At 65.0% G+C, this 25,508-nt stretch carries 22 protein-coding genes; 12 read left to right on the forward strand and 10 right to left on the reverse strand.

The window, feature by feature from the left end; genetic code table 11:
* Both CXX84_RS18250 and CXX84_RS18255 read right to left on the reverse strand, forming a co-directional pair.
* The coding region (locus CXX84_RS18250) for a DUF222 domain-containing protein (protein ID WP_223253159.1) at nt 1-761 on the reverse strand (761 nt) is incomplete at its 3' end.
* Between the two features lie 174 nt (nt 762-935).
* Complete coding sequence (locus CXX84_RS18255) at nt 936-2,951, reverse strand: beta-galactosidase (RefSeq protein ID WP_102978145.1); 2,016 nt, start codon at nt 2,949-2,951, stop codon at nt 936-938.
* 175 nt (nt 2,952-3,126) lie between these two features.
* On the opposite strand from CXX84_RS18255, the gene CXX84_RS18260 reads away from it, so the two are divergent.
* From CXX84_RS18260 to CXX84_RS18285, 6 genes are all read left to right on the forward strand, one after another.
* Nucleotides 3,127-4,419 (forward strand): ABC transporter substrate-binding protein, encoded by a 1,293-nt coding sequence (locus tag CXX84_RS18260; RefSeq protein ID WP_102978146.1) that lies wholly within the window; start codon nt 3,127-3,129, stop codon nt 4,417-4,419.
* Nucleotides 4,420-4,467: 48 nt separating this feature from the next.
* A complete protein-coding gene (locus CXX84_RS18265; RefSeq protein ID WP_102978147.1) occupies nt 4,468-5,421 on the forward strand; it encodes a carbohydrate ABC transporter permease in 954 nt (317 codons plus the stop codon).
* A complete protein-coding gene (locus CXX84_RS18270) occupies nt 5,418-6,335 on the forward strand; it encodes a carbohydrate ABC transporter permease (RefSeq protein WP_102978148.1) in 918 nt (305 codons plus the stop codon). The genes CXX84_RS18265 and CXX84_RS18270 overlap by 4 nt, the downstream gene beginning before the upstream one ends.
* A 25-nt stretch (nt 6,336-6,360) precedes the next feature.
* A complete protein-coding gene (locus CXX84_RS18275; RefSeq protein ID WP_102978149.1) occupies nt 6,361-6,990 on the forward strand; it encodes a Poxvirus protein I5 in 630 nt (209 codons plus the stop codon).
* A gap of 5 nt (nt 6,991-6,995) precedes the next feature.
* A complete protein-coding gene (locus CXX84_RS18280) occupies nt 6,996-8,264 on the forward strand; it encodes an MFS transporter (protein WP_102978150.1) in 1,269 nt (422 codons plus the stop codon).
* 136 nt (nt 8,265-8,400) lie between these two features.
* On the forward strand, nt 8,401-9,690 hold the full coding sequence (locus CXX84_RS18285) for an ABC transporter substrate-binding protein (RefSeq protein ID WP_102978151.1): 1,290 nt from the start codon (nt 8,401-8,403) through the stop codon (nt 9,688-9,690).
* A 13-nt stretch (nt 9,691-9,703) separates the two neighbouring features.
* Here CXX84_RS18285 and CXX84_RS18290 read toward each other — a convergent pair whose 3' ends face one another.
* Entirely contained in the window at nt 9,704-13,069 is a 3,366-nt protein-coding gene (locus CXX84_RS18290) for a family 78 glycoside hydrolase catalytic domain (protein ID WP_102978152.1), read from the reverse strand.
* Complete coding sequence (locus CXX84_RS18295; protein WP_102978153.1) at nt 13,069-14,319, reverse strand: Gfo/Idh/MocA family protein; 1,251 nt, start codon at nt 14,317-14,319, stop codon at nt 13,069-13,071. Before CXX84_RS18295 ends, CXX84_RS18290 begins: the two co-directional genes overlap by 1 nt.
* Nucleotides 14,320-14,558: 239 nt before the next feature.
* On the opposite strand from CXX84_RS18295, the gene CXX84_RS18300 reads away from it, so the two are divergent.
* From CXX84_RS18300 to CXX84_RS18325, 6 genes are all read left to right on the forward strand, one after another.
* Nucleotides 14,559-15,224: a YesL family protein gene (locus CXX84_RS18300; RefSeq protein ID WP_102978154.1), complete on the forward strand. Its 666-nt coding sequence runs from the start codon at nt 14,559-14,561 to the stop codon at nt 15,222-15,224.
* A 129-nt stretch (nt 15,225-15,353) separates the two neighbouring features.
* A complete protein-coding gene (locus CXX84_RS18305) occupies nt 15,354-16,883 on the forward strand; it encodes an extracellular solute-binding protein (protein WP_102978155.1) in 1,530 nt (509 codons plus the stop codon).
* Between the two features lie 89 nt (nt 16,884-16,972).
* On the forward strand, nt 16,973-17,983 hold the full coding sequence (locus CXX84_RS18310; protein ID WP_223253160.1) for an ABC transporter permease: 1,011 nt from the start codon (nt 16,973-16,975) through the stop codon (nt 17,981-17,983).
* 2 nt (nt 17,984-17,985) lie between these two features.
* Nucleotides 17,986-18,858 carry a carbohydrate ABC transporter permease gene (locus CXX84_RS18315; protein WP_102978156.1) on the forward strand — a complete coding sequence of 291 codons (873 nt, stop codon included), beginning with the start codon at nt 17,986-17,988 and terminating at the stop codon, nt 18,856-18,858.
* Nucleotides 18,859-18,889: 31 nt separating this feature from the next.
* The gene (locus tag CXX84_RS18320; RefSeq protein WP_102978157.1) at nt 18,890-19,591 is read left to right on the forward strand and encodes a rhamnogalacturonan acetylesterase; all 702 of its coding nucleotides are present in this window, start codon (nt 18,890-18,892) and stop codon (nt 19,589-19,591) included.
* On the forward strand, nt 19,592-20,263 hold the full coding sequence (locus CXX84_RS18325) for a DUF1961 family protein (RefSeq protein WP_102978158.1): 672 nt from the start codon (nt 19,592-19,594) through the stop codon (nt 20,261-20,263).
* Here CXX84_RS18325 and CXX84_RS18330 read toward each other — a convergent pair whose 3' ends face one another.
* The 6 genes from CXX84_RS18330 to CXX84_RS19375 all read right to left on the reverse strand — a co-directional run bounded on the left by CXX84_RS18330 (nt 20,264) and on the right by CXX84_RS19375 (nt 25,485).
* Nucleotides 20,264-21,103, reverse strand: coding sequence for a class I SAM-dependent methyltransferase (locus tag CXX84_RS18330; protein WP_102978159.1), 840 nt, complete (start codon nt 21,101-21,103; stop codon nt 20,264-20,266). It abuts the gene before it with no gap.
* A gap of 40 nt (nt 21,104-21,143) precedes the next feature.
* Nucleotides 21,144-22,181: a S66 peptidase family protein gene (locus CXX84_RS18335; RefSeq protein ID WP_102978160.1), complete on the reverse strand. Its 1,038-nt coding sequence runs from the start codon at nt 22,179-22,181 to the stop codon at nt 21,144-21,146.
* Nucleotides 22,182-22,210: 29 nt separating this feature from the next.
* Nucleotides 22,211-23,098, reverse strand: a complete 888-nt coding sequence (locus CXX84_RS18340) for a hypothetical protein (protein ID WP_102978161.1) — start codon at nt 23,096-23,098, stop codon at nt 22,211-22,213.
* 64 nt (nt 23,099-23,162) lie between these two features.
* Nucleotides 23,163-24,227 (reverse strand): spore photoproduct lyase family protein, encoded by a 1,065-nt coding sequence (locus CXX84_RS18345; protein WP_102978162.1) that lies wholly within the window; start codon nt 24,225-24,227, stop codon nt 23,163-23,165.
* A 91-nt stretch (nt 24,228-24,318) separates the two neighbouring features.
* Nucleotides 24,319-25,158 (reverse strand): aminoglycoside phosphotransferase family protein, encoded by an 840-nt coding sequence (locus CXX84_RS18350; protein WP_102978163.1) that lies wholly within the window; start codon nt 25,156-25,158, stop codon nt 24,319-24,321.
* A 3-nt stretch (nt 25,159-25,161) separates the two neighbouring features.
* On the reverse strand, nt 25,162-25,485 hold the full coding sequence (locus CXX84_RS19375; RefSeq protein WP_223253161.1) for a hypothetical protein: 324 nt from the start codon (nt 25,483-25,485) through the stop codon (nt 25,162-25,164).
* Nucleotides 25,486-25,508: the final 23 nt, after the last annotated feature.

The following is a 25,508-nucleotide window of genomic DNA, read 5'->3' on the forward strand; positions in this document are numbered from 1 at the left end:
CTGTCTGCGTGCCGGGTGAGGGCCGCAAAGACAGCGACACCCTGCGCCACGGGCAGCAGGGCGGTCAGGCGGGTCATGGTGTCCGGTGCCGGCCGGAGAGTCACGGTCCGATCACTGATGGCGTGGCCGGCCCGTTTCGCGACCGAGCCCGGGTCCCGCCGGTACGCTGCCGCCCGCACCGCGGCAATGACGGCACGGTCCCCGGCGCCGGCAAGGGTGCCGGTGTCCGCGGCGATTTCCTCATCCACGGCGCAGCGGTCCTCGGCGGACAGGCACGCGGTTTCCTTCACAATAAGGGTGACCCGCCACTCGTTCAGTTGCCCGGACCGCAGGGCCGCGAGCGTGTGGGGCATCTCGGTAGCCAGCGCTTTTGCCAGCCCCAGGAGCCGGCCGCCCCGGGCCGGGGACTCCCGCCGCGCCAACGCGATCTCAGCACCAACCCCGGCGCCGAGCTCATCCGCCCGAACACCTGCCGCGGCCTGCTCCCGCCGCCGAACAGCATCAAAAGCGACAGCTATTTCCGCCTGCTTCGCGGCCGCCAGCGACTTCAGATCCTCAAGCGCCCTCAACTGGTCGATCATCCCCGGACCGTCATCCGCGACCGGAACCGACGCCAAAGTCCTCGAGGCATCCGCAACGGACAGGGCGCCAGGAACCCGCAACTCACCGGATCCAAGGAGCATTCCGGCCGCAGGCACCGGGTGACTGGCCGCCGCCTGCATCGTCGGCAGTGCCCCTGCCCGCCCCTGTACCACTTCCATGAACAAAGTCTTCCAGCAGGGGCCGACATTAAACCGCTGCCAAAAGCTGTATGTGGAAAACCCGCGGGCTTACGAACCGCGAACGTCGGTGCGGCGGGCAGTGCCCCCGCCCTGAGGTGCTACAGAGGAACAACCGCGACGCCCAAGGAGGCGCCGCCGTCGTGCATCCATGCCTTAGTCCTCGGCGATCACCGCAACGCGCCCGGCTTCCACGCTGCCGGTGAACCGCTCGCCGGAGAGCACATCCGTCCCGGAGGCCCGTACAGTCGCAGCGGCCCGGCTGTGGTTGATGGCGAACAGGAAGCTGCCACCGTCAGCTGAGCGCCGCCGGGCAAGTTCCACTCCCGGATCGGCTTCAGCAACTGCAGAAACCTTCGACTCGGCCAGCAACCGGTCCACCAGGGACTCGATGCCGTCCCGGTCGGGGAAGGTGGCCAGGTACCAGGCGGCGCCGGCGCCCACGGTTTGCCGGGTCAGGGACGGTACGCCCTCCAGCGGGTACTCCGTAAACGTCTGGACAGCCTCAGCACCCTCAAGGTGGACGTGCTCGCTCCAGATCGAGGACACCGTGCCGTCACTCAGCTTCAGCTGCGACCCGGCCAGCAGCGGATGGAATTCTTCAACGCGAACGCCCAGGAGTTCGCGGAACGCCCCAGGGTAGCCGCCCAGCCGCACATGGTCCTTCTCATCCGCAATTCCGCTGAAGTAGCTGACCAGGACAGTCGCACCGGCCGCGGCGGCATTCGCGATATTGGCCGCAGCGTCATCGGTCACCGAGTACAGCGTGCATACGAGCACCAGGTCGTATTCCTCCAGCGACGATGACGGATGCACCATGTCCACGGAAACGCCCCGCAGGAACAGTGAGCGGTGGAAGGCCCGCAGCAGGTCCAGGTACCGAACGTCGATGCTCGGCTTCGAATCGATCTCGCTGGCCCACCAGGCTTCGTAGTCGAAAACGATGGCAGCCCGTGACTCCACCCGTGAGCCGCGGACCGGAGCCAGCAGCTGGAGCGCGGCTCCCAGGTCCACGACCTCCCGCCATACCCGGGTGTCCCGGCCGCCGTGCGGCACCATTGCCGAGTGGAACTTTTCTGAGCCGGCAAAGCTTTGCCGCCACTGGAAGAACATCACCGCGTCAGCGCCGCGGGCAACATGGGCGAGCGAATTGCGGAGCATTTCGCCGGGCATCTTGGGCTGGTTGCGCGGCTGCCAGTTGACAGCCGACGTCGAATGTTCCATCAGGATCCACGGGTCACCTCCTGCGATGCCCCGGGTAAGGTCGGCGCTGAACGCGAGTTCGATGTGCCGTTCCGGATCTGCCGCCACCAGGTAGTGGTCGTTGGCGATGACATCCAGGTCCTTCGCCCAGTCAAAGTAGTCCATGGACTTGGTGGCACTTGAGGCCATGAGATTGGTGGTGCAGGGGACTGCGGGGGTGACTTCGCGCAGGACCGCAACGAGTTCACGGTAATAATCCATCAGCGCCCAGGAGTTGAAGCGCTGGAAGTCCAGTTGCTGCCCCGGGTTCAGGGTGGACGGCGCGACGCCGGGCGGCAGGATCTCGTCGAACGAGCCATAGTTCTGGGACCAGAAAGCCGTGCCCCAGGCAGCGTTGAGCGCATCGATGCTGCCGTACCTGCGCTCCAGCCAGAGGCGGAACGCAGCGGCATCTTCTGCACCGTAAAACTCCGAGACGTGGCAGCCCAGTTCGTTGTCCACGTGCCACAGCGCCAGCGCGGGGTGGTCCTTGTACCGTTCCGCCAGCACGCGCGTGATGCCCGTGGCGTACTCCCGGTAGACGGCCGACGACGGTGTGTAGTGCCGCCGCGAGCCCGGTCCCAGCACGGTCCCGTCAGCAATCACCGGCAGGATTTCCGGATGCTTGCGGACCAGCCAGGCCGGGGGAGCGGCCGTGGCGGTGGCCAGGGCTACCTTGACCCCGATGCTGTGGAGGTTGTCCATCACCTCGTCGAGCCAAGCGAAGTCGTACTTGCCTTCGGCAGGTTCCAGCAGTGCCCAGGAAAAGATCCCGACGCTCAGGAAGTTCACGCCTGCTTCCTGCATCAGCTCCAGATCCTCCAACCGGACGCTCACGGGCCACTGCTCCGGGTTGTAGTCACCGCCGAAACCCATGCCCTCGATGGTTGTCCAAACGCTGGCCGGGACTGGGCTTGCCTGCTTGGTCATGGGACTCCTTTGTCTGCTGCGAGGATGGAAGCGGGAGGAAAATCACGTCATTGGAAAACGCTTGCCCATTTCCGCGATTGAAGATATTGTATCGTTTCAGAAGCCGTGTAAGCCAGCTCACTACTTGCGTTGTAGATGAGATCAGGGATTGCACACATTGAGCAAGGAGGCTCCCATGATCAACAGAAGGCATTTCCTCACCACCGTAGCCGTCGGCACCGCATCTGCCGCAGCACTGGCGGCCTGCGGTAACGGGGCAAGCACAAGCGCCGGAGAAACTGGCTCCGCGGAAAACCCCGTGACCATTAACTACACCTGGTGGGGCAACGACGACCGTGCCGAGCGTACCCGCAAGGCCATTGCGCTGTTCGAGGGCAAGAACCCGGACATCAAGGTCAACGGCAACTTCACCGACTTCGCCGGGTACTGGCAGAAGCGCGCCACCGAGGCAGCCGGCGGCGGCCTGCCTGACGTCATGCAGTGGGACCTTTCCTACCTGCGGGACTACGGCCAGCGCAACCAGCTCCTGGACCTGGGCACCGTGGACATCAACACCGACGCCTTCGACAAGTCCCTCCTGCCTTCCGGCCAGATCAAGGGCAAGACCTACGGCATCCCCACCAGCACCAATGCCTTCGCCGTGTACTACGACCCCGCCAAGCTCGCTTCGCTGGGTATCGCGGAGCCGGACGGCACCTGGACCTACAAAGAGTTCAATGAGTTCCTGACCGAAGTCGGCACCAAGAGCAACGGCGAGATCTTCGGCAGCACCGACTACACCGGTGTGTGGTGGATGTTCAACATCTGGCTGCGCCAGAACAACATCGAGGCCTTCACCGAGGACGGCAAGCTCGGCTTCACCAAGGACGACATGAAGAAGTGGTGGAACCAGACGGCTGCCCTTCGCGGCACCCCGGCCATCATTTCCGAAGAACGCGTCACCCAGCTCGCCCCCAAGTCGCCGTTCGGCTCGAACGTCACCGCAACGGAAGTCACCTGGGATAACTTCATGGCCGGCTACCTCGCGGACAGCGGCGCCAAGGAACTTAAACTTGCTCCCGTCCCGTCTGATGATCCGGACAACCTGGGCCTGTTCCTCAAGCCTTCCATGCTCATGGTTGCCAGCGCCAAGACCAAGTACAAGGACGCCGCCGCGCGCTTCATCGACTTCATGGTCAACGATCCCGAGGTTGGCCAGATCTTCAAGACCTCCCGCGGTGTTCCGGCGTCCAAGACCCAGCGTGACGGCACAACCTTCGAAGGCACGGACAAGCTCGTGGTGGATTACGAGAAGTCCATCGAGCAGTACCTCAAGGACGCCCCCGAGCCGCCCATTGTTGGTTTCGGTACCCTCGAAGCCTCCTTCAAGCGCGTCAGCTCAGACCTCAACTACGGCAAGCTGACCATCGACGGCGCAGCCGACGCATGGTTCAAGGAAGCCGAAGACCTCATCAAGCAGAACGCCTGATCAGGCCCATCGTCTGATCAAGGCCTTCACAACTGACGGAATGAACTCGTGACTCAAAGCCCAACACTGAGCAGGCGTTCGGCACAGTCCGGCTCCCAGCTGCCGCGCAAGTCGCGGCAGCGGGGGGCGGATGCCCGCGCTGGCTACACCTTCCTGCTGCCCTGGCTGCTGGGATTCATCGCCCTCACTGTTGGGCCCATGATTTCCTCGCTCTACCTGTCCTTCACCAACTACAACCTGTTCGAGCCGCCCAAGTGGATCGGCCTGGACAACTACACCACCCTCTTCCAGGACGAACGGTTCCTGCAGTCGGTGGGTGTGACCGTGAGCTATGTGGTCTTCGGTACCCCGCTGAAACTCGCAGCGGCACTGGCGGTGGCCATGCTGCTGAACAGCAAGCGCCGCGGCCAGGGTTTCTACCGCTCTGCCTTCTACGCCCCGTCCCTGATCGGCGCGTCCGTCTCCATCGCCATCGTCTGGAAAGCCATGTTCGGCGACGCCGGCCCGGTGGACCAGGGCCTTTCATTCTTCGGGATCAACCTGGGCGGCTGGGTGGGCAACCCGGCCATGACGATGCCGATGTTCATCCTGCTGACCGTCTGGCAGTTCGGTGCCCCGATGGTGATCTTCCTCGCCGGCCTCAAGCAGATCCCGAACGAGCTTTACGAAGCGGCGTCAATGGACGGTGCCGGCCCGGTGCGGAAATTCTTCAACATCACCTGGCCCATGCTCTCCCCGGTGATCTTCTTCAACCTGCTGATGGAAACCATCCACGCCTTCCAGATCTTCGCCTCGGCGTACATCATCTCCAACGGTGAAGGCGGCCCTGCCGGATCCACCCTCTTCTACACCCTCTACCTGTACCTGCGGGGCTTCAGCGACTTCCGGATGGGCTACGCCTCGGCGATGGCCTGGCTCCTGGTGATCGTTGTCGGCATCATCACCCTGATCTTCTTCCGCACGTCCAAGTCCTGGGTCCACTACAGCGGTGATGCGAAATGACAACCATGGCAACCCCCACCCAGTCCCTCCCGGACGCACAGTTGGCGCACTACAACCCCAAGTCCGAATCAGCCGGGACCAAGCGCGTCAAGAGCGCCATCTTCCACGCAGTGGCCCTCGCCCTCACGGCCGTGGTCCTGTACCCGGGCCTGTGGATGATTGCCTCGTCCTTCAAGCCCAACTCGGAAATCGGCGGCTCCAACACCTCGCTGTGGTCCAACAACTTCAGCTTCGACAACTTCGTCACGGCCATGGACGGCATCGGCGGCGTTTCCACCCTGCAGTTCTTCACCAACTCGCTGATCCTGGCCATCGGCGCCGTCGTCGGAACCATCCTCTCCGCGAGCGTGTCTGCCTACGCGTTCGCCAGGATCAAGTTCCCGGGCCGCAGCATCTTCTTCGGCATGATGATCGCCACCCTGCTCCTGCCGTTCCACGTGGTGATCATCCCGCAGTACATCGTGTTCCAGCAGTTGGGCCTCGTGGACACCTACGTTCCACTGCTGATCGGCAAGTTCCTCGCCGCTGACGCGTTCTTCGTGTTCCTCATGGTCCAGTTCATGCGCAACCTGCCGGCTGAGCTGGATGAGGCCGCGAGGATCGACGGCGCCGGGCACGTCCGGATCTTTACCTCCATCATGCTGCCGCTGATGAAGCCGGCCCTGATTTCGACGTCGATCTTCTCCTTCATCTGGAGCTGGAATGACTTCCTGGGCCCGCTGCTCTACCTGAACACCCCGGACAAGTACCCGCTGCCGCTGGCGCTGCGCCTCTTCGTGGACCAGACCCAGAGCTCGGACTACGGCGCGATGATCGCCATGTCCGTCCTGGCCCTGCTGCCGGTGCTGATCTTCTTCCTGGTGTTCCAGCGGTACATTGTTGAAGGCGTCTCCACCCAGGGCCTCAAGGGCTGACGGCCACGGAAACCCGAGACAGAAAATGAGCGTCATGGACAGCACCACCCCCGCCCCCAACCACCACGAACCCGTCCCGGTAAACCGCTTCGCGTTGTTCTCCGAGACGCTCCTGGCCGGGGTGCTGGTGCTGGTGCTGTCCATTCCGCTGGTGACGATCCCCGCCGCCTACGCGGCAGGGATCGCCCACCTGGAACGCCACCTCTCAGGCCGCGACGATTCCGTCCGCGGCCTCTGGGGAATCTTCAAGGCTGCCCTGCCCGGCAGCTGGAAGCTTGGAATCACGACGGCGGTGGCCGCCGTCGTGATTGTCCTCAACCTTTTGCTCGCGTGGGTGGGGCAGCTTCCCGGCCGGGAAGTGGTGCTGCCTGCCACCCTGATCCTGGCAGCCGGCGCGGCCATCCTGCTGCTGCGCGCCGCCGCCGCCTGGTCCGACGCGGCCGGCTCCGGGACCGATGGCCGCAGCGCCTGGCGTTCCGCGCTCGAAACCGCACAGACGTTGTCCCTGCGGGACTGGACCGGGTCCCTCCTGCTGGCGGCCGCGCTCTTCGGTGCAGTGGTATTTGTCTGGATGCTGGCGGCACTCTTCGTGGTGGTCCCAGGCACCCTGATCCTCGCCGCCGCGGCAGTCAAACTGCGCTCCAGCCGCGCCTGAAGCACGTGCCTTCCGAGCGCCAACGTTCCGAACAGTCCCTCCGCACTCCCAAAAACCAGCCGGCCTGGTACCAGCCGCTGACGCATCGGAACTACCGCCTTTTCCTGGCCCTGGTGTTGACCGGGAGCGTCGGAGTATGGATGCAGCGGCTCGCCCAGGACTGGCTGGTGCTCCAGTTGACCGGCAGCCCCGCCGCGGTGGGCGTGGCGGTGGCACTGCAGTTCCTGCCGATGCTGATCGTGGGACCCCTCAGCGGCCTGCTCGTGGACATGTTTCCGAAACGCCGGATCATGATGGTCTGCCAGGCCGTGGTTGCCCTTCTGGCCCTGGGCCTGGCCGCGTGGGTTGCGAGCGGGACCATCACGGTGTGGGCTGTGTACGCCAGTTGCGTGGCGCTGGGAGTAACCTCGGCCATCAACCAGCCCGCCACTCAGGTCTTCGTCAACGAAGTTGTTGGCGACGCAGGGCTCAGGCCCGCCATCGGCCTCAACAACGCGATCGGCCAGCTCGGCGCCATGGCGGGCCCTGCGCTGGCCGGGCTGGTTATTGCCCAGGCAGGATCAGCCGCGGCTTTTGCGGCGAACTCACTGCTTTGCCTGCTGGTGCTGTGCCTGATCGCGGCTATCCGCCCGGCCGAGCTGCACCCGAGTATCCCGGCGGAACGGGGAAGGGGCCAGTTGCTGGCCGGGTTCCGTTATGTCCGGGAACGGCCCTCCTTGCTGCTGGTCATTGCCCTGGCCGGACTGCTGGGCATGTTCGGCATGAACGGACCGGTGGTGCTGGCAGCCTTCGCCGAGCGGGTATGGCACAACGGAGTTGAAGGCTTCGGCCTGTTCAACACTGTCAGCGCCATCGGAGCCCTGGCCGGCGCCCTGCTGGCCGCCCGGCTGCGGAGCCTGGGCCGGAAGGGGATCGTGTTGGCGGCAGGCCTCTTCGGGCTCTCCCAGCTGGTGGCGGCCCTGATGCCCAACCTCGTCCTCTTCATTGTCATGTTGGTTGTGGTGGGCCTGATGACCCTCCTGTTCCTTACCAGCGCTGCCACTGCCGTGCAGCTTGAAGCCGGGCCAGAGATCCGGGGCCGGGTGATGGCCCTCTACCTTCCGCTCCTGCTGGGCGGGCACGCAGTGGGCGGACTCCTGGCGGGCTGGCTCACGGAGCAGTTTGGAGTGCGCACCGGCCTAGTGGTCACCGGCGGGCTGGGCATGCTCTCGGCCGCCGTCATTGGACTGCTGCTGTGGCGGCACGCACGCCGGACCAGGATCCATCCGGCCTGAAAAGGGCGGCCGCCGGGCAGACTGAAGCGGCAGGAAACGCGGGTCCGCGAATCCTTGACGTGTGCGCTGCCTCACACCTAGGCTGTGGAAACCGGTTTCTACCTGGTCTCAGCAACCCCGCGCCAAAGGACAAACAATGATGTTTCGCGCACAAAAGTCCATGCTGCCCAAAGCTGCTGCTGCAGCAGCAGTGCTCTCACTGGTTCTTACCGGCTGCGGCAGTTCTCCGGAAGCCGCTTCCGATGGTCCCGTCACCCTGCGGTTCAGCTGGTGGGGCTCCGACATACGGCACAAGATGACGGAAAAGCTGATAGCGGCCTTTGAGGCGGAAAATCCCAACATCAATGTCGAGGGGGAGTACGGCGACTGGAGCGGCTACTGGGACAAGCTGGCCACCCAGGTGGCCTCGCAGGATGCCCCGGACATCATCCAGATGGATGCCGCCTACCTTGGTGAGTACTCCGAACGTGGGGCACTGCTGGAGCTGAAGGACGTGGACCTCTCCACGTTCGACCAGCCCGTGGCGGACTCCGGCAAAGTGGACGGCAAGCAGTATGGGGTGACCAGCGGCGTTAACGCCATGGTGGTACTGGCGAATCCCGCGCTGGTTTCCGCCAGCGGCGTGCCCCTGCCTGATGATGAGACCTGGACGTGGGAGGACCTTAACAAAACAGCGGCAGCCATCACCGCCGCCAGCCCTGACGGCGTCTACGGGACGGGCCAGGTGAACAGCGACGCCGCGGCCAACCTGTGGTTCCGGCAGCACGGGAAGTCGTTGTTTACTCCGGATGGTGAGCTGGGCTTTGATGAGGCCGCCCTCACCGCCTGGTACGAGTACCAGGCAAAGATGCGCGACTCCAAGGCCGTGCCCCCGGCGTCGGTGATTACCGAGGATGCCAGTGCGTCCGTTGACCAGCAGGGCCTGTCCACCAACCGGTTTGCCATGAACATGTACTGGTCCAACCAGTTGGGCGCCCTGAGCAAAGCCTCCGGGCAGGACCTGGAGATCCGGCGGCCGCCGAGCGTGGCGGGCAAGGCAGCCGAAGCCGAGCAGTTCTACAAGTCGTCCATGTTCTGGTCCGCCAGTTCCAGGACCAAGCACCCGGCGGAAGCTCAGAAGTTCATCGACTTTGTCACCAACAATTCCGCCGCCGGCGAGATAAGCCTCGCGGACCGGGGCATCCCGGCCAACTCCGACATCCGCGAGGCCGTGGCTTCCAAGCTGAGCCCTGCTGACGCCAAGACCGCTGAGTTCATCGACGAGATTTCGGACGAACTGGGCAACGCCGTTCCTGTGCCACCTGCCGGTTCCGCAGCAGCGGTAGAGGTCCTGACCCGTTACTCGCTGGAGGTCCACTTCAGCCGGTTGTCCCCCCAGGACGCGGCGAAGAAGGCCATGGACGAGGCAAAGAGCTCCCTCCTCTGACCACTCTTGGCGGCTACGCCATGGCCGCCCTGGGCGTGAAGGTCCAGGTCCCGGCGTGCACCCTGTAATCGCGCGTTGGGTGCGCGCCCGGGGCGTCCCCGGCAGCAGCCCCGCTGCCGGCGGCGGAAGGCACGACGGCGGCATCCGGCGTCGGCCCCTTGATTCCGTAGGTGCCGGCGGGCAGCCGGACGATCGCTGTAGTGCCCGCCGGCACTGTGCACTCCAGGCGTACCAGTCCGTCCTCCCGGCTCCAGCTGGCCTCCACGAGGCCGTTGCCTGCGGGGACGGTGCCGCGGGCATGGGCCAGCCGGCACAGCGGCGGCTGGATGAGCAGTTCGGAGCCTCCGGGCGAGGTGTACCGGACACCGAGCAGGTGTTCCAGGATCTCCTTGACCACGGAAGCGGACCAGGCGTGTGACTGGCTGTAGTCGGTTCCGTCCGCCAGGTCCCAGGCCTCCCAGGTGAAGGTGGCGCCGCGTTCCAGGAGCTGTGCCCAGCCGGGCTGGTCCTTGTCCGTCAGGAGATCCAGCACGGCGTCTGTCAAGCCTTGGGAGAGCAGCGCACGGACCAGCCGGTGGACGGTCAGCGGCCCCTGCTTCATGCCCATGCCGGCAAGCCGCTGCCCGTCGGCGTCGGCGAATTGCCTGCCCGTGATGCCCAGGGAGAGCGGGAAGGACGTGGCGTGCTGTGAGGCATGCGGGCTGGGTGTGCCGTCGGCATGGAGGCCGTCCACCATGATCCCGTCCACGCGCAGGCGGGTGCGGATCTCGCTGGCCAGGAGCCGTGCAGAGGAACCGTAGCGGATGGCGGCCTCATGGTTGCCCGCAAGGCTGCAGAGCCGGGCCGCGGACACCAGTGCCGAATATGCCTGGGCGTTGACGGTGGTCTTGGCCGCGCAGTCCATGTCATAGCCGAACCGGCCCGGTTCCGGCCAGTCCACGATGCCGTGCAGGTAGGGGCCGGAGCCGCCACCCAGGCGGGTGACCAGTCCCGCCGTCGGACCTTCTGCCGGGATGTACCGCAACGCGTAGTCGGCGGTGTTGCACAGGTGCGGCAGCAATTCCCGTACCAGGGCAAGGTCTCCAGTGCGCAGGTGGTACTCCTCCGCCCACTCGGGGAGCATGAGGGAGAAATCCGGGATGTCGCGCTTGCCGTCCCCGTTAGGGTAGACGGCGTTGTAGCGGCCCCTGTCGTCGCCGTCCGCCCAGTAGCGGAGCGCGGACCAGCCGAACTCCCGCAGCGCCTGGGCCGTGTAGGTGTGCTCTCCGAAGAGGGCCATGGTGGCGTAGGAAATGTTCACCGCGTCCGCAAGGAACTGGCCCTTTTCCCGGGTGGGGGTGTCCACAAACTGTTCCTGGACGCCGTACAGCGCCGAATCACGGAGAAGCGTGAAGACTGCGTCCAGTACGGGGTCGGAGCTGCTGAAGCTTCCCTCGCCCGGATGGCAGCCGTGGACCACCACAGCGCCCACGCGTGATACCTCCGCTGCCTCCACCCCCGGAAGCTCCAGGTAGCGGAGGCCCAGGTGCACGGTGGCGCTGAATTGCTGAGGCCCGGCCGCCTGTGTGTACGGGAAGGACATGTCCGTGTTCTGGCTTGCTGTCTTCCCGGCGTCCACCCGGCCGTCGGGCCGGAGCGCATAGCCGGCACGGATCATCAGGGTGCGGCCGGGAACGCCCGCCAGGAAGTCCACCTCGGGGCGCCCTGGAAGAACCTGGCCGAAGTCCGCCACCATGGTGCCGTCGTCGGCCGTCAGGAACGCCTGGGGTGCAACAAATTCCTCGGACAGGACGGTGCGGCGCGGGTGCAGTCGGGGAAACTCCGGCGCGGGGTGGGGGCCGTAGCTGATGGCAGCCGGCAGCGCGCCGGCGGCAGCCAGGGACCCGGCGGCGTGGCCGTCCAGGTGTTCCACGGGGTCGCCCTCGTCGTTGCGGTAGCCCGACTGCCGGTAGGGTGCCTCGCCAGCGGACCAGTCCGGCCCGGAGCCGAACACTTCACGGCGGCCGTCGATGTACTGCACGCTGACATGGACGAGGAGGCCCGGGAGGCCTGCCGCGCGGCCCTGGCCCGGCCCGTACCAGTGGAACAGGGCAGTGAGCGGGACAGGCGTTTCCGGCGGTTGCGCGGCGAGCAGTTCGGTCACATCTGCGGCGTCGTAATAGCCTTCCCCCGGGTAGCCAAAGGACGTGGTGGCCAGGCAGGAGGTTCCGGCCAGGGAGAGTTGTGCATGGTGGTTGGCCGCCACGAACAAGCGCGCGCGTCGCACTGTGCCGGTGAGCTCAAGGGAGGTCCGGAACAAGGTCCATTCATCAGGCTGGCGGTGCGCCGTGGTGGTGGCCCAATGCGCCAGGCAGGCGCGGGCGTGGTCCTCGCTGCCGTCAAAGCGGTGGTCCAGCAGGACAGCGCCGTCAACGTTGTTGGCGCCGGAAACGCCCTGGCCGGCGCTGCTGATGCGCAGGGAAGCGTACTCCGCCTGGCTTCGCGGTCCCTGGTGCAGGGCCAGCTTCCCTGTGTGTCCTGGAGCTGTGGGCTCGTGCAGCACCAGCAGTTCCACCCCGTCCAGGGTTACGGTGATGCTGTTTCCGTCGTCAGTGACCACCAGGTCCTGCCAGGAGCCGGAAACGAGGTCCTTGCCAGGGAGCCGGGCCTGGCGGACATCCAGGTTCCGGTCTGCCTTCGCCCTGGCCAGCACCGCGGTTTCCGGGACTCCCGGGGCGGGAATCTCCCACTCCGGAACGTGGCGGAGTATCACCTCGCCCGCGGTATTGAGTTCCAGCAGAAGGCCGGTTCCGGGGCCGCTGCTGCGCAGGATGAGTCCGGCCCATCCCATTACCGGCCGGACGCGTGCTTCCAGGCGAAAGGCCGCGGCCGGCGGGCAGGGAACCGGAAGGAAAGGGGAACCGGCCACGCGGAGCGCGCCGTCCAGGATCTCCAGGGGCGCGCGGCCGCCGGGGGCGCGCCGGATCCAGTCCGCCTGCCAGGCGGAGTCCGGGAGCCCGGTGCTGAAAGGCTGCGCGTCGGACCATTTCCCGGGCTGTCCTGCTGCGTCGCGGATCTGCACGCGCCACGCATAGTCTGCGTCGTCGTCGAGCGCCGGACCGTCATACCGGACGCCGCGCCGGGCCGGGGAGGGGACAGCTCCGGAACCCCAGAACTTCATCCCCCTGGAGTCCTCCACCACAAGCTCGTACCCGGTCTGCAGGGCCCGCGCGGGATCGGCGTCTCCCGGCTGGGCAAGCTGCCAGCTGAAGGTGGGGCGCGGCGTTGCCGTCAGGCACGCGGGAAGTCCCTCCGTCAGCAGGTTCACTGCGTGCAGCTGGCCCCGCGGAATGACGGGAGTTTCGGAAGGCGCCGCCGTCTTTGCGGGCTGCTGTCGCATCAGGAAGCCGGCAGGCTGAAGAGGTGGGGTGCCGATGTTGCCCACGGCAGGCCCAGCTCGCTGAACGTGGCGTGCCCGGTGCCGGCTTGCTCAAGGGCTGCCTCGATATCAACCACGACGGCGTGGGCTGCTTCCCCGTCGCCCTCCCACCGGACGTGGGCATCGCCGATGGCCGTGGGCAGCGGAGCGGTCCGGATGGCTTCAAGGACCAGCATGAAGGCCCCGCTGTCCAGGAGCGGACTGATCAGAGGACCCCTGCCGCCGCCGTACGCCAGCAGGTTTTCGGTGAGGTCGTCGCGGCCGTACGACTTCTCGGTGGTGCCGGCCGCAGTACTGATGGTGAGGCGGTCCTCCGTGTAGTGGAACACGGCAGTACCTGCCGAGCCCTGGAGCGTAACGTACGGCTCCACCGACTCTGAGGCGCAAATGGTCAACGCGCAGGTGATGGGCAGCCCGGACGCTGTGCGGATGCGGATCACGGACGTGTCATCCGACTCGATGTCATTGGCGCGGTACAGCTCGGTCTCCACGGAGGCCACATCAGCCGTTGTCCGCGCGCCGGCAATCCTCAGTGCGGTCGCCACAGCGTGCGCCAAGGGGTTGGTTGCCACGCCGTCCACCACGTCCACCCCGTTGATGCTGCGCTTTCCGGCCCAGCGCGAGCGTTTGTAATACGCCCGGTCCCGGACCCAGCGGCCGGTTGCCGAAATTCCCTGGAGGGTGCCGATGGTGCCGGCGGCCAAAAGGTCTTCGATTGCCTGCAAGGCGTGTGAACCGAGGCTCTGGAATCCGATCTGTACGTTCCTGCCCGATGCCGCGGCGGCGTCGCAGAGCCGGTTGAAGTCGGAAAGCGAGGCTACCGGGGGCTTTTCCAGGTAAAGGTCAACGCCGGTGGCCAAAGCTGCCAGCGCGAGCGGGGCATGGGTCTGGATGGGGGTCGCCACGATCACCAGGTCCAGATCCTTTGTTGCAGCCAGCAGCTCATCCAGCGCCGGATAAACGTTGGCGGATGCAGGCACCGATCCTGCTGCCGGAGGTTGGGGATCGGCTACAGCAACGAGTTCGACGGCGCCTGCCGCCTGGAGGCGTTCAAGGTTGCGGAGGTGGTGGGTGCCAAAGCCATGCACCCCGACCAAAGCCACCCTGGCGGCCGGGCCCGGGGTCGTCCTGCCCGTGGCTCTCCGCTCGGCCAGTGCCAGTAGAGCCTCCCCGGGCGTTTCCACGCTGGGGATGCCGGTCGATGGTGCCATGGTTCTCCACTCCGCCCTGCAGGGCAAACAAAACTGCGGCGCCTGCCCGCTGTCAGCAAACGCTTTCCCATACCAGTGTGCGCTATGGCACCGAGAGCAGTCCACCTAATGTAACGATTCAAAAAATGGCTTGACGCCCCTGTCATTCTGCGTCTAGATTCGAGAAACCGATTACCGGCGTGACGCGGACCACTTCCGTCTTCGCCTCTGCAACGATGGAGAAATGAGGGAGCTGCGCCATGCTGTCTGGATCATTCAGTGCCCGGGCCTACTCGTTCTTTGACACCCTCCTGTGGATTGCCTGCCTGAACCTGCTGTGGATCGTCTTCACACTGCTCGGTCTGGGCGTCCTTGGTGCAGGCCCTGCCACCGCTGCGGCGCAGGTCGCCGTGCGGAAGCGCGCCAGGGGTGACGCCGCGCCCCTGGTGCGGAGCTTCGCGTCCGAGTACTTCAGGAACTTCATCCGGGCCAATGCCCTGGCCGTCCCGGTGATGGCAGTGGCGGTGGCTCTGGCCATGAACTGGAACTACTTCTCCAGGGCCGGTGACTTTTTCTCGCAACTGGTGGCCGCTGCGATCTTCATCTCTGCGATCTTCACCGCCGGTGCAGCCTGCTACCTGTTTCCCATGTACGCACGGTACGACCTGCCCCCGGCGCAGTACCTGCTGATGTCTTCACGCTTCGCCATCCGACACCTGGCCGGGACGGTCATCCTGCTGTTCGTTTCCGCTGCCGCGTTTTACGCCAGCAGTACGGTTCCGGGCCTGATTCCGTTCTTCAGCATCGGCGCGTGGCTTTTTGTGACCGGCTGGCTGTGCGACCGCTTCTTCACGGCCAATGATGAGTCGGTGGCGGCTGAAGCCGAGGCGGGAAACCGCGCCCTCCCGGTGGTCTCCGTGGCCTGAAGTCCCTCCACACGCGCACCGGACACCCAACCCCGGATGGCGCCGTCGTCCCCTCATCTTCCTGCTTGAAACGTATCAACGTTACGGTCTCCAACCAACGAACCCCAAAGAAGTGGAAAAGGAAAAAACATGATCCGCAGAAAACTCTCCCTTGCGGCCGCCGTCGTGACGGTCACGGCAATGTCGCTCACGGCCTGCAGTGGTGGCGAAGCCCCGGCCGCTGACCTTGCCACAGTGTCCATCATGGCGCCGTTCCTGGAAGCGCAGCCGCCCAGCGCCGACGGTGCGGTCCAGAAGAAGCTGGAAGAGCTCACCGGCAAGGACGTCAACATCATGTGGGCTCCCAACGCCTCCTACGAGGACAAGACCAACATCACGCTGGCATCCTCCGAGATCCCGCACGTGATGGTCATCCAGGGCAAGACCCCCGGCTTCGTCAAGAACGCGGAAGCGGGCGCTTTCTGGGACCTGACGGACAAGCTGGAGGATTACCCGAACCTGAAGACCTCGTTCCCGGACATCCAGCAGAACGCCAGCATCAACGGCAAGGTCTACGGCGTTTTCCGTGGCCGCGCCCCGATGCGTGCAGCCGTGATGTTCCGCCAGGACTGGATGGACAAGCTGGGCCTGGAGGCTCCCAAGACCACTGAAGACCTGTACAAGGTGGCCAAGGCGTTCACCGAGCAGGACCCGGACGGCAATGGCCAGGACGACACCTGGGGCATCACCATCCCCAAGTGGGGTGCACTGGGGAGCAACAGTCCCTATGACCTGATTGAGGAGTGGTACGGCGCCGGAAACCGCTGGACGGAAAAAGACGGGAAGCTCATTCCCAGCTTCGAAACGGAAGAATTCCTCGAAGCCAACCGGTTCGTCAAGAAAATGGTGGACGAGAAGCTCATCAACCCGGACTTCGCCACCTTCGATCCCACCAAGTGGAACGAGCCGTTCTTCAACGGCAAGGGCGGCATCATCGTGGACGTGGACTCCCGCGTGAGCGTCCTCATCAACCTGTTCAAGCAGGCCGATCCCAACAACTTTGAAAACAAGGTGGGCTTCGTCGGCAACCTTGAAGGCCCTGACGGGGAACTGCACGCCCACCCCACGGACGGCTACTCGGGCTTCCTGGCCATCCCCAAGTCCAGCGTCCGCACGGAAGCGGAGCTGGACAAGGTGCTGGAGTTCCTGAACACCATGAACGGCAAGGAGGTGGCCATCCTCCTGAACAACGGCATCGAAGGCGTGAACTTCACGGTGGAGGACGGCAAGGCGGCCTCCATCAAGCCCGAGACCGAGGAATCCAAGGCTGTCACCACGGACATCAAGAGCTACGCACAGCTCGGCATGAACGTTGGCGGCAACACCTTCTACCCGGTCAAGCAGCCCACTGACTACGAGCAGCAGGTCTTTGACAAGCGCACCGAAGTGATGGCCGAGGACCTCAAGAGCGCCGTCTACAACCCGGCAGCGCCTTACGTTTCCGCCACCTACGTCTCCAAGGGTGCGCAGCTGGACAACATCGTGGCCGACGCCCGCATCAAGTACCTGGCGGGCCAGATCGATGAGCAGGGGCTGAAGGACGCCATCAAGCTGTGGAACACCAGCGGCGGCGACAAGGTCAAGGAAGAGATCAACAAGCTCTGGCAGGACAACAAGTAACAGTCCCTGCGGTCACGGCGGGCTCCGCGCATTCCCGTGGAGCCTGCCGCTGCAGTACCCACCCACCACTTCCAGAAAGGAGGCCCTGAATGTCGCAGCTGACAGACGCGCTGGCCTCGAACATCGGCCACGGCCAGGGCCCCGGGACGGATACGGGCAAAAGCTCCAAGCCGCGCAAGCCGCCCAAGGTCCCGAGGGGCAAGTTTTCCGTCCATTTCGCGCATTACAAGTGGCTGTACCTTCTGCTGTTGCCTGGTGTGGTGTATTTCGCGGTGTTCCGGTACGCCCCGATGTACGGGGTCAGCATCGCGTTCAAGGACTACGTCCCGTTCCTGGGCGTGAACGGCAGCCCGTGGGTGGGAACCCAGCACTTCCAGGACTTCTTCTCCAACCCGGACTTTCCCAGGCTGCTCGGCAACACCCTGATCCTCGCGTTCCTGAACCTGGGGATCGCGTTCCCGCTGACCATCGTTTTGGCGCTGCTGCTGAACGAGGTCCGCCTCTCCATCCTCAAGCGCACCGTCCAGACCCTCGTGTACATCCCGCACTTCCTGTCCTGGACCATCGTGGCCTCGCTGAGCTTCCTGCTGTTCGCACTGGACTTCGGCCCGCTGTTCCTGTTCCTGAACTCGGTCATGGGCACCAACATCGATTTCCTGTCCGATCCGAACTGGTTCCGGCCGCTGATTGTGCTCCAGGAAATCTGGAAGAACACCGGCTGGGGCACCATCATCTTCCTCGCAGCCCTGGCCACCGTGGACCAGGACCAGTATGAGGCCGCCATCATTGACGGCGCCGGCCGGTTCCGCAGGGTCTGGCACATCACCCTGCCCGGCATCCGCTCCACCATCATCGTGATGCTCATCCTGGCCATCGGGCAGATGCTGAACACCGGGTTCGAACAGATCTACCTGATGACCAACGCACTGAACCGCTCCGTCGCTGACGTGTTCGACACCTACGTCTACTTCGTGGGCATCACCCAGGGCGCCTACAGCTACTCCACCGCCGTCGGCCTCTTCAAATCCCTGGTGGGCATCGTGCTGATCTTCGGCACCAACGCCCTGGCCAAGCGCTTCAACCAGAGCGGACTGTTCTAGCCATGAAAGTCCACAACACCACCGGCGGGCGGGTCTTCGACGCCGCGAACTACGCCTTCCTGTCCCTGATCGGCATCATCACCCTGCTGCCGTTCATCTACGTGATCGCAGGGTCCTTCGCGAACGAAGCCGAAATCACCCGGCGTGCGTTCTTTGTCTGGCCGGAGCAGTTCACCCTGGGCTCCTACGAGTACATCTTCTCCACCCCGGCCTTCATCCGCGCGCTGGTCACCACCGTCCTGGTCACCGCCGTGGGCACCCTGGTCCAGCTGGCGTTTACCGTGACGATGGCTTATCCGCTGGCCAAAAAGACCCTCCGCGGCCGGCAGGTCATCCTGTCCCTGGTGGTCTTCGCCATGGTGTTCTCAGGCGGCATGATTCCCACCTTCCTCCTGGTCAAGGACCTGGGACTGCTGAACTCCTACTGGGCCCTGATCCTGCCGGCGGCGATCAACCCGTTCAGCCTGATCATCATCAAGAACTTCTTCCAGGAACTTCCGCAGGAGCTGGAGGAATCGGCCAAGATGGACGGCGCCACCGAAATCGGCATTCTCTGGCGGATCCTGCTGCCGCTGTCCAAACCGGTCCTGGCAACGTTCGCGCTGTTCTACGCCGTGGGCATCTGGAATGACTTCATGTCACCCCTGCTCTACCTCTCCGACAACTCGAAGTGGACTCTGCAGATGTACCTGCGCCAGGTGACGGCGTCATCGGACCTGCTGGGGACCGGAAACGTGGACCCGAACTACATCCCGCCGGAGCAAGGCATCAAGTTCGCGGTCATCGTGGTGGCCACGCTTCCCATCCTGATCTTCTACCCGTTCCTGCAGAAGCACTTCGCCAAAGGCATGCTCATCGGCTCCGTCAAGGGCTGATGGGACGCCGGCAACCAACAGAAAGCACAGCATGAAAATCCTGCTCGCCGGAGATTCCACGGTGGCCAACTGCCCCACCCACGAGTACCCCATGAGCGGCTGGGGAGCGCAGCTTCCTCCGCACGTCTACGCCTTCGCTTCCGTTCACAACTTCGCCAAGGGCGGGGCCAGCACCGAGTCCTTCCGGGAGGAGGGACTGTGGGCCCAGCTGCTTGCGGAAGCCGGCGAAGGGGACCTGGTGCTGATCCAGTTTGGCCACAACGACCAGAAAAAGCAGCACCTGGCCGCCCGGACAGGCTACGCGGCGAACCTGCGCACCATGGTGGGGGAAGTGCAAAGCCTGGGGGCGCTGCCTGTCCTGTGCACCTCAGTGGAGCGCAGGCACTTCCTGGACGGGCCGCCGTCGGACGCTGCTGTGGACCAGGGACTGGAGGAGAGCCTGGAGGACTACCCTGAGGTGGTCCGGGAAATCGCCCTGGAGCTGGGGCTGCCTGTCATTGACCTGAATGCGTGGACGCGCGGGCTGTACCTTCGGCTGGGGCGCGAGGAGTCGGCGTTCCTTTTCTGCCACTTCGAGCCGGGCTCGCACGCTTACTGGCCGGACGGGCTGACCGACAATACCCACTTCTCCCGGCAGGGCGCCGCCCTGGTGGCTGAGCACGTCGCTACCGAGCTCCAGCAGCTGGGGCTCGTCGCTGTCAGGCTGGAGCGCACGACGGCGGGACGGGGCTAAGTGGAAACGCCCGGCCTGGCCGCGAAGGTGCTTTACAGCAACGCTCTCACCTCGCCGGCGGACGTGGGGGACTGGGTGGCGGAAGGTCCGGCCAGCCCCGGCACCCACGGGGATGCACTGGAACTGTCCGGAGCGCTGGACGACGAGGAATACGGCGACCACGCGCACTGGACCCTGTGGTGCCCTGTGGAGTTCCCGGACGGAATCCGGATCAGCTGGGAGTTCCTGCCGCTGGAGGAGCCGGGGCTGGCCATGCTCTTCTTCGCTGCCCGCGGGCACGGCGGGCAGGACCTGTTTTCCGCGGAGCTCACGCCGCGGACCGGGTACTACCCGCAATACCATTCCGGGGACATCGACGCCCTGCACATCTCCTATTTCCGGCACAAGTATGAGAGCGAGCGGGCCTTCCGGACCTGCAACCTGCGGAAGAGTGCCGGGTTTGAACTGGTGGCGCAGGGTGCCGATCCGCTGCCGCCGGCCGGGGACGCGGTGGACTTCTACCGCCTGGAGGTGGTGAAGGACGGGCCGCGCGTCGCATTCGCCATCAACGGGCTGCCGCTTTTTGACTGGCAGGACCCCTCCGGAAAAGTGCTGGCCGGCGGCTATGTGGGCTTCCGGCAGATGGCACCGCTCCGGGCCGCGTACCGGAACCTGGTGGTGGAGAAGCTGTAGCTACCCGGCTTCCTTCCTGGCGATGATCGTATAGGTACAGGGGACGAGGCCGCGTTCGGCTTCGGGCCAGGCGAAGCCCTCCGCCACCTCCACCATGCGTGGGGCAAACTTCCACGGCAGTGTCCTGCCCTCGTCGAAGCTGAGAATCTGCAGGCCCGCCGCAAGGAGGGCGTTGATGATGTCCGACAAGGGATGTGCCCACTGGTACGTCCGGGAATGAGCCACTGTGCCGCCGCCCGCGTAGGTGGACGCGTCGTCCCAGACCTGTGGCCCGCCGTCGTTGAAGTACGGATACCTGAGCGTCAGTCCCTCGGCGTGTTCGTCAATCGCATACAGCGCGGGATGCCCGTCGCGGATGTAGAAGGTTCCGCCGGCCTTGAGGAGGGCCGCCACCTGGTCCGCCCAGCGCCGGAGGTCCGGGAGCCAGCTGATGGTTCCAATGCTGGTGTACACAAGGTCAAAGTCGCCGTTTACGGCAGCGCGGGCCTCGAGGACATCGGTCTCGATCCACGTTGCATCGATGCCCAGCCGTTCCGCCAGGCGGGCGGCGGATGCGAGGGCGCCAGGGGAGAAGTCAATGCCGGTGACGCGGGCTCCCGCCCTGGCCAGGGAAAGCGTATCGGTGCCGATGTGGCATTGAAGGTGGCACACATCCAGGCCGGAAACAGTACCGTCCGGGAGGAACGGTGCGAGGGCGGCCACATCCGTGCGGATGACGCCCGTGAGATAACCGGGCTCGTCAAAAGCGCTGATCCCATAGGCCTTCTCATGCAGGGGAACCCGGTCTTCCCAATTGGCACGGTTGCTCGCGCGTGCGGAATCCCAGTCGATGTCACTCATCCGGCGAGTCTACGGCGTTGTAAGGATGGAGCCCGGCGGCTCAGTCGTAGTTGGCGCTGATGGTGCGGGCTGACCCGTCGAGCGTTATCAGGCCGCCGTAGGGCAGGATCCATTGCGGGCGGGTATGCCCGAAGGGGACTCCAACGCAGACGACGGCGCCGGGGTTGTACCGGGTGACCTCCCCGATCACGGCGTCCCGCTGCGCAGCCCGCAGCCGGGCGCGCTCGTCCTGTTCCGGCCGGACGTCGAAATTGCTGGTTGGCGCCCTGGCCAGGAGAACTCCGTGGACGGCAGAGAGAATGCCCCGCTCGCCAAGGGAACGGACCCACCGTTTGACCCAGTCGGCAGGCGGGAGCAGTTCGCTGGTTTCCAGCAGCAGGATGGACCCCTGGAGCTCCTCAACCGGCGGCAGGCGGCCCGCCAGCGCGAGCTGGTCGATGACCTCGAGGCAGCCGCCCCAGGTCCGTCCCGACACCAGCCGCTCCGGTCCGGCCCATGCCCATGGCTCGGTGGGCTCCCGTTCGCCCCATTCCGCAAGGGCCTTCGGATCATGCCAGTCCCGGCCGAAGTCCTCGGATTCACCCGGATCGGTCACGGTCAGCTCGCCGCCGGTCTTCAGTGCGGCTGTGAGGGATGCAAGGTGCACTGTGTCAATGTCCGGACCGGGACCGAGGTGTACCTGGGTGGAACCACCGTAGTAACCGTTGATGCCGTGGGCCCGGAGCCAGTTCAGCAGATTGGTGTTGTCGCTGTAGCCGAGAAAGATTTTAGGGTCGGCGCGGGCGGGTCCGGGGTCCAGATGCGGAATGACAGTGATCTGGTCATCACCGCCGATGGTGGCAAGGATGGCACGGATTGTGGGGTCAGCGAAGGCCGCGTTGAGGTCGGCAGCACGGTCTTCAGCCGGTGCACCGAGTTGCCGGGTCGTGGGGAACTCCACGGGTACCAGGCCGGTAGCGGCAGCGAGCCGGTTCATGGCCTGCTCGTGAATTGCGGGTGCGAAGCCTGGAGCAGCGAAAGACGGTGACATCACCGCCACCCGGTCGCCCTCCCGGAGTTTTGGCGCCCGACCTGCCATCCCGTCATTTCCTGGCGATCCTGCACCCCTCACGCCCCGGCCACCGGGAGCACCAGGAGGTAGCCAGCTGGCAGTTCGCTGCTCCAGCGCCGCGGCTCACGGACCACGAACTGTGTGGCAAGCTCCTCAGGAGTGAGCAAACTGTTGGGCGCGGGTGACGGACCCCATTGCCCGCTGCCGTGCGGGTAGAGCGGGTCCAGGACCCTGACGCCGGTGACAGTAAACGCCGGGAGCTGCGCGGGGTCGCCGACTGACTCGAACCCGCTCATGACCCACGCGTGGCGGCCGCTCCACATGACCAGCCCCACAGGCCTGCCTGTTTCGGCAATGGCTTGTGCAGCCGTCTGGAGTGCAACCCCATAGTCGGGGACGCTGACCACCCTGTAGGGACCCATGCCGGTTTCCGTGAGTACCTGGGCCCAGCCAAGGGGATTGGCGCCGTTGAAGGAATTGGACGATCGGGCCCGGGCCATCTCCCACAGTTCGCCCTGCTGGGCGGAATCTGCCCAGGTGGCGCCTCCCGTGTCGTCGATGAGGTTGTGGGCCATCTGGATGCTTGCCGCAACACACCAGTCAAACGTGTACTGCGGAACGAAATCCCCCTCCTGATAGAGGTTAAAGGCGTACGGCTGGGGTTCGGGAGCAGGTGCGGGGGCCGGCTGCGCGGCGGGAACCGGAGGCGGGGCAGGCGCCGGCGTCGTGACGGGTGCCGCGCTCAGGGGAGCGGCGGCTGTGGTGCCCTGGGGTGCGAGATCTGCCCCGGCCGTGGACGGCGGGGCCGGTTCAACCGGGGCTGCTTGTTGGCTGGCAGCTTGTTGGGTATCGGTCTCATCGAGTCCGACGGCGGGCGCGCACGCCCCGAGGAAGGTCGCCAGGACGACCAGCCACGCGAGAAGACGGGGACGCGCACCGTTCATGATGGGTTTAGTGTAGCGCGGGGCACTGCACCTGACCCCTGTCACGTGCCGTCGGCTGGGCATTTCAGAACGCGTAGCGGATGCGGCAGTACGGCGCTATCTGTTCAACGAGGTCCGTCAGTTGCTTCACGTAGCGCGCCTTCGTTCCTGAGCGGTAGCGGACGTTGGTGAAGCCGTTGGAGGAGACCTTCGATTCCTGGAGGTCCGGGCGCCACAGTACGTCTTCGGCTTGTGGATGCCATCCGAGATTGACCTCGTGGAGCCGTTCGTTATGGGTCAGGAAGATGACTTCCGCCGCGAGCTGGGCCTTGGCGGCGGCGCTAAGGGTGTGGTCGAGCTGGCGCAGGAGCACCTCCCAGTCGCTGAGCCAGGTGTCGGTGATGATCACGGGGGAGAAGTTCACGTGCACCTCGTACCCGGCATCAACGAAGTCGTTAATGGCAGCCATGCGTTCAGCCACCGGCGAGGTTCGAACGTCTACCGACTTCGCCAGGTCTGCGGGCATGAGGGAGAACCGCATCCTGGTGTGGCCTCCATGGTCCCAGCTGAGCATTGCCGGATTCACGTACTTTGTGGCGAAAGACAGCTTGGCGGTGGGCAGGTCGCGGAAGAGCGTCACCAGATCCTCCACGTTGTTGCTGATGAGGGCGTCGACGGAGCAGTCGCTGTTCTCGCCAATGTCGTAGACCCAAAGTTCCGGGTCGCACTGGTTGGGCTCCAACTTGATGCCTTGGCGGATGACATGGCGTTCAAGTGCCCGGGAAATCTGGTCAATGTTCGCGAAGACGGTGACCGGATTGCTGTACCCCTTGTGCCGGGGTACGTAGCAGTAGGCGCACGCCATGGCGCACCCGTTCGCGGTTGACGGGGCAATGAAGTCCGCGGACCGGCCGTTCGGCTTGACGCTGAGCGCTTTCTTGACGCCGAGCACCAGCGCCTCCGTCTTGATCCGGGACCAGCGCGGGACATTTGTTTCTTCGCCGTGCACCTCGGGGATGTTCCAGTGGTTCTCCACAAGTACCACCTCGGCGTCCGGCCAGCGCTCGACGATTTCCCTGCCCCTGGGAAGCTCCAGTGCAGCACTCTGCGCGTAGATGCGCCGGATCTGCAGCAGCCGGTTGAATTCCATGCTTCCATTCTCCCAAGGTGCTGCCGGCACCACAGGCGTTTAAGCCCACGGCGTCTGGCCGCGAACCCTCGTTGAGTCAAGGACGGCTCAGCTAAAGACCCGCCAGGGTCCGCTCCACCCTCTGTACGCCGGATCGCTCGAAAGCGGCATCTCCGATTTTGTGTGCCCAGACCACGGTTCCGAGGGCCTGGTTCAGGTTCTCCAGCTGCCACACGGACGCTTCGGACCTTTGGAGACGTTTCCCGAATCCGCTGTAGAAAGCTTCCTCGAGCGCCGGCTGCCCAACGAACTGCTGGTGGGTGAGGCGCACCAGGTCATGCATCCAGGGCCGGGCGTCGGCCCTTCCGAAGTCGATGACCTTGATCCGGCCCTGGTCATCAAGCCAGTTCCTCGGCTGGTAGTCCCCGTGGGTGGTGACCAGCTGTACAGGCCGCAGCTCGAGCCGTGCAAGCTCCTTTGCAGCCCGGGCCAAAGTGTCCCCGCCCAGGAGCCCGCGGGCCGAGCGGATCAGCAACTCCGTCTGCCGGGCAATCTTCCTGGCGTAGTCACCGGATGTCCCGGCAGGACGATGAAGTTTCGCGAGAAGGGCGCCCGCCTGGCGGTACGTATCGGGATCGTGCTCAGCAGGGGAGCGCTCCACTGAGCTTCCGGGCAGGAACTCGGTAACCAGCACGCCCGCCCCAACCGATCCATGCCTGAGCACAGGAGCTTTACCGTGGAGGCCGGGTAAGCCTCCCTGGAGGGCGCCTATTTCCCGCCTGATGTGGTGGCTGGTAGTGCTCGCCTTGACGACGAAGCTCCCGCCGGCCGGCGTTATCACGTGGAGCACGCAGGTGTCCTGCAGCGGCCACGAGTAGTCCTTGACCACCCTGAATGGACCAAGCCAGGACTTCAGCAGCAGGTTCTGCTCATCTGTAACTAAAGCGGGCATCCATCAGGCTATGCTTTCCAGCGACAGTTCCTCAACAGCCACGGCCAACGCGTCCATGTCAAACCAGGCAAGGGGTAAAACGTCGTGGACAAAGGCATCAAATTCGAAGGGGTGGCAGCGCCCGCCATGGTTCCAGTAGAGGATCCAGAGATCGATCAGGCCACGGTCTTTCCGCTGCAGCAGGTCTCTGGCTGTGTGCCGCAGGTCATCCATAACCAATCCTTGCTTCTGCTGCCGGCCCCCCACAAGAGCAGCAGCCATCTTTGCCGCAATTCTCGCAGCCGTGACCGGATGGGCGTCGAAGTTACGGCAGGATAGGAGAGTCATGCGGGTCTGGTTGAGGGAGGGAC

This window comes from Arthrobacter sp. AFG7.2 (genome assembly GCF_002892835.1).
Lineage (GTDB): Bacteria > Actinomycetota > Actinomycetes > Actinomycetales > Micrococcaceae > Arthrobacter.

Excerpts from the sequence above, each read along its gene's own strand:
- CXX84_RS18255 (WP_102978145.1), bottom strand. The coding sequence starts at position 2,951 with ATGACCAAGCAGGCAAGCCCAGTCCCGGCCAGCGTTTGGACAACCATC.
- CXX84_RS18260 (WP_102978146.1), top strand. The coding sequence starts at position 3,127 with ATGATCAACAGAAGGCATTTCCTCACCACCGTAGCCGTCGGCACCGCA.
- CXX84_RS18270 (WP_102978148.1), top strand. The coding sequence starts at position 5,418 with ATGACAACCATGGCAACCCCCACCCAGTCCCTCCCGGACGCACAGTTG.
- CXX84_RS18275 (WP_102978149.1), top strand. The coding sequence starts at position 6,361 with ATGAGCGTCATGGACAGCACCACCCCCGCCCCCAACCACCACGAACCC.
- CXX84_RS18285 (WP_102978151.1), top strand. The coding sequence starts at position 8,401 with ATGATGTTTCGCGCACAAAAGTCCATGCTGCCCAAAGCTGCTGCTGCA.
- CXX84_RS18290 (WP_102978152.1), bottom strand. The coding sequence starts at position 13,069 with ATGCGACAGCAGCCCGCAAAGACGGCGGCGCCTTCCGAAACTCCCGTC.
- CXX84_RS18295 (WP_102978153.1), bottom strand. The coding sequence starts at position 14,319 with ATGGCACCATCGACCGGCATCCCCAGCGTGGAAACGCCCGGGGAGGCT.
- CXX84_RS18300 (WP_102978154.1), top strand. The coding sequence starts at position 14,559 with ATGCTGTCTGGATCATTCAGTGCCCGGGCCTACTCGTTCTTTGACACC.
- CXX84_RS18305 (WP_102978155.1), top strand. The coding sequence starts at position 15,354 with ATGATCCGCAGAAAACTCTCCCTTGCGGCCGCCGTCGTGACGGTCACG.
- CXX84_RS18310 (WP_223253160.1), top strand. The coding sequence starts at position 16,973 with ATGTCGCAGCTGACAGACGCGCTGGCCTCGAACATCGGCCACGGCCAG.
- CXX84_RS18315 (WP_102978156.1), top strand. The coding sequence starts at position 17,986 with ATGAAAGTCCACAACACCACCGGCGGGCGGGTCTTCGACGCCGCGAAC.
- CXX84_RS18320 (WP_102978157.1), top strand. The coding sequence starts at position 18,890 with ATGAAAATCCTGCTCGCCGGAGATTCCACGGTGGCCAACTGCCCCACC.
- CXX84_RS18330 (WP_102978159.1), bottom strand. The coding sequence starts at position 21,103 with ATGAGTGACATCGACTGGGATTCCGCACGCGCGAGCAACCGTGCCAAT.
- CXX84_RS18335 (WP_102978160.1), bottom strand. The coding sequence starts at position 22,181 with ATGGCAGGTCGGGCGCCAAAACTCCGGGAGGGCGACCGGGTGGCGGTG.
- CXX84_RS18340 (WP_102978161.1), bottom strand. The coding sequence starts at position 23,098 with ATGAACGGTGCGCGTCCCCGTCTTCTCGCGTGGCTGGTCGTCCTGGCG.
- CXX84_RS18345 (WP_102978162.1), bottom strand. The coding sequence starts at position 24,227 with ATGGAATTCAACCGGCTGCTGCAGATCCGGCGCATCTACGCGCAGAGT.
- CXX84_RS18350 (WP_102978163.1), bottom strand. The coding sequence starts at position 25,158 with ATGCCCGCTTTAGTTACAGATGAGCAGAACCTGCTGCTGAAGTCCTGG.
- CXX84_RS19375 (WP_223253161.1), bottom strand. The coding sequence starts at position 25,485 with ATGACTCTCCTATCCTGCCGTAACTTCGACGCCCATCCGGTCACGGCT.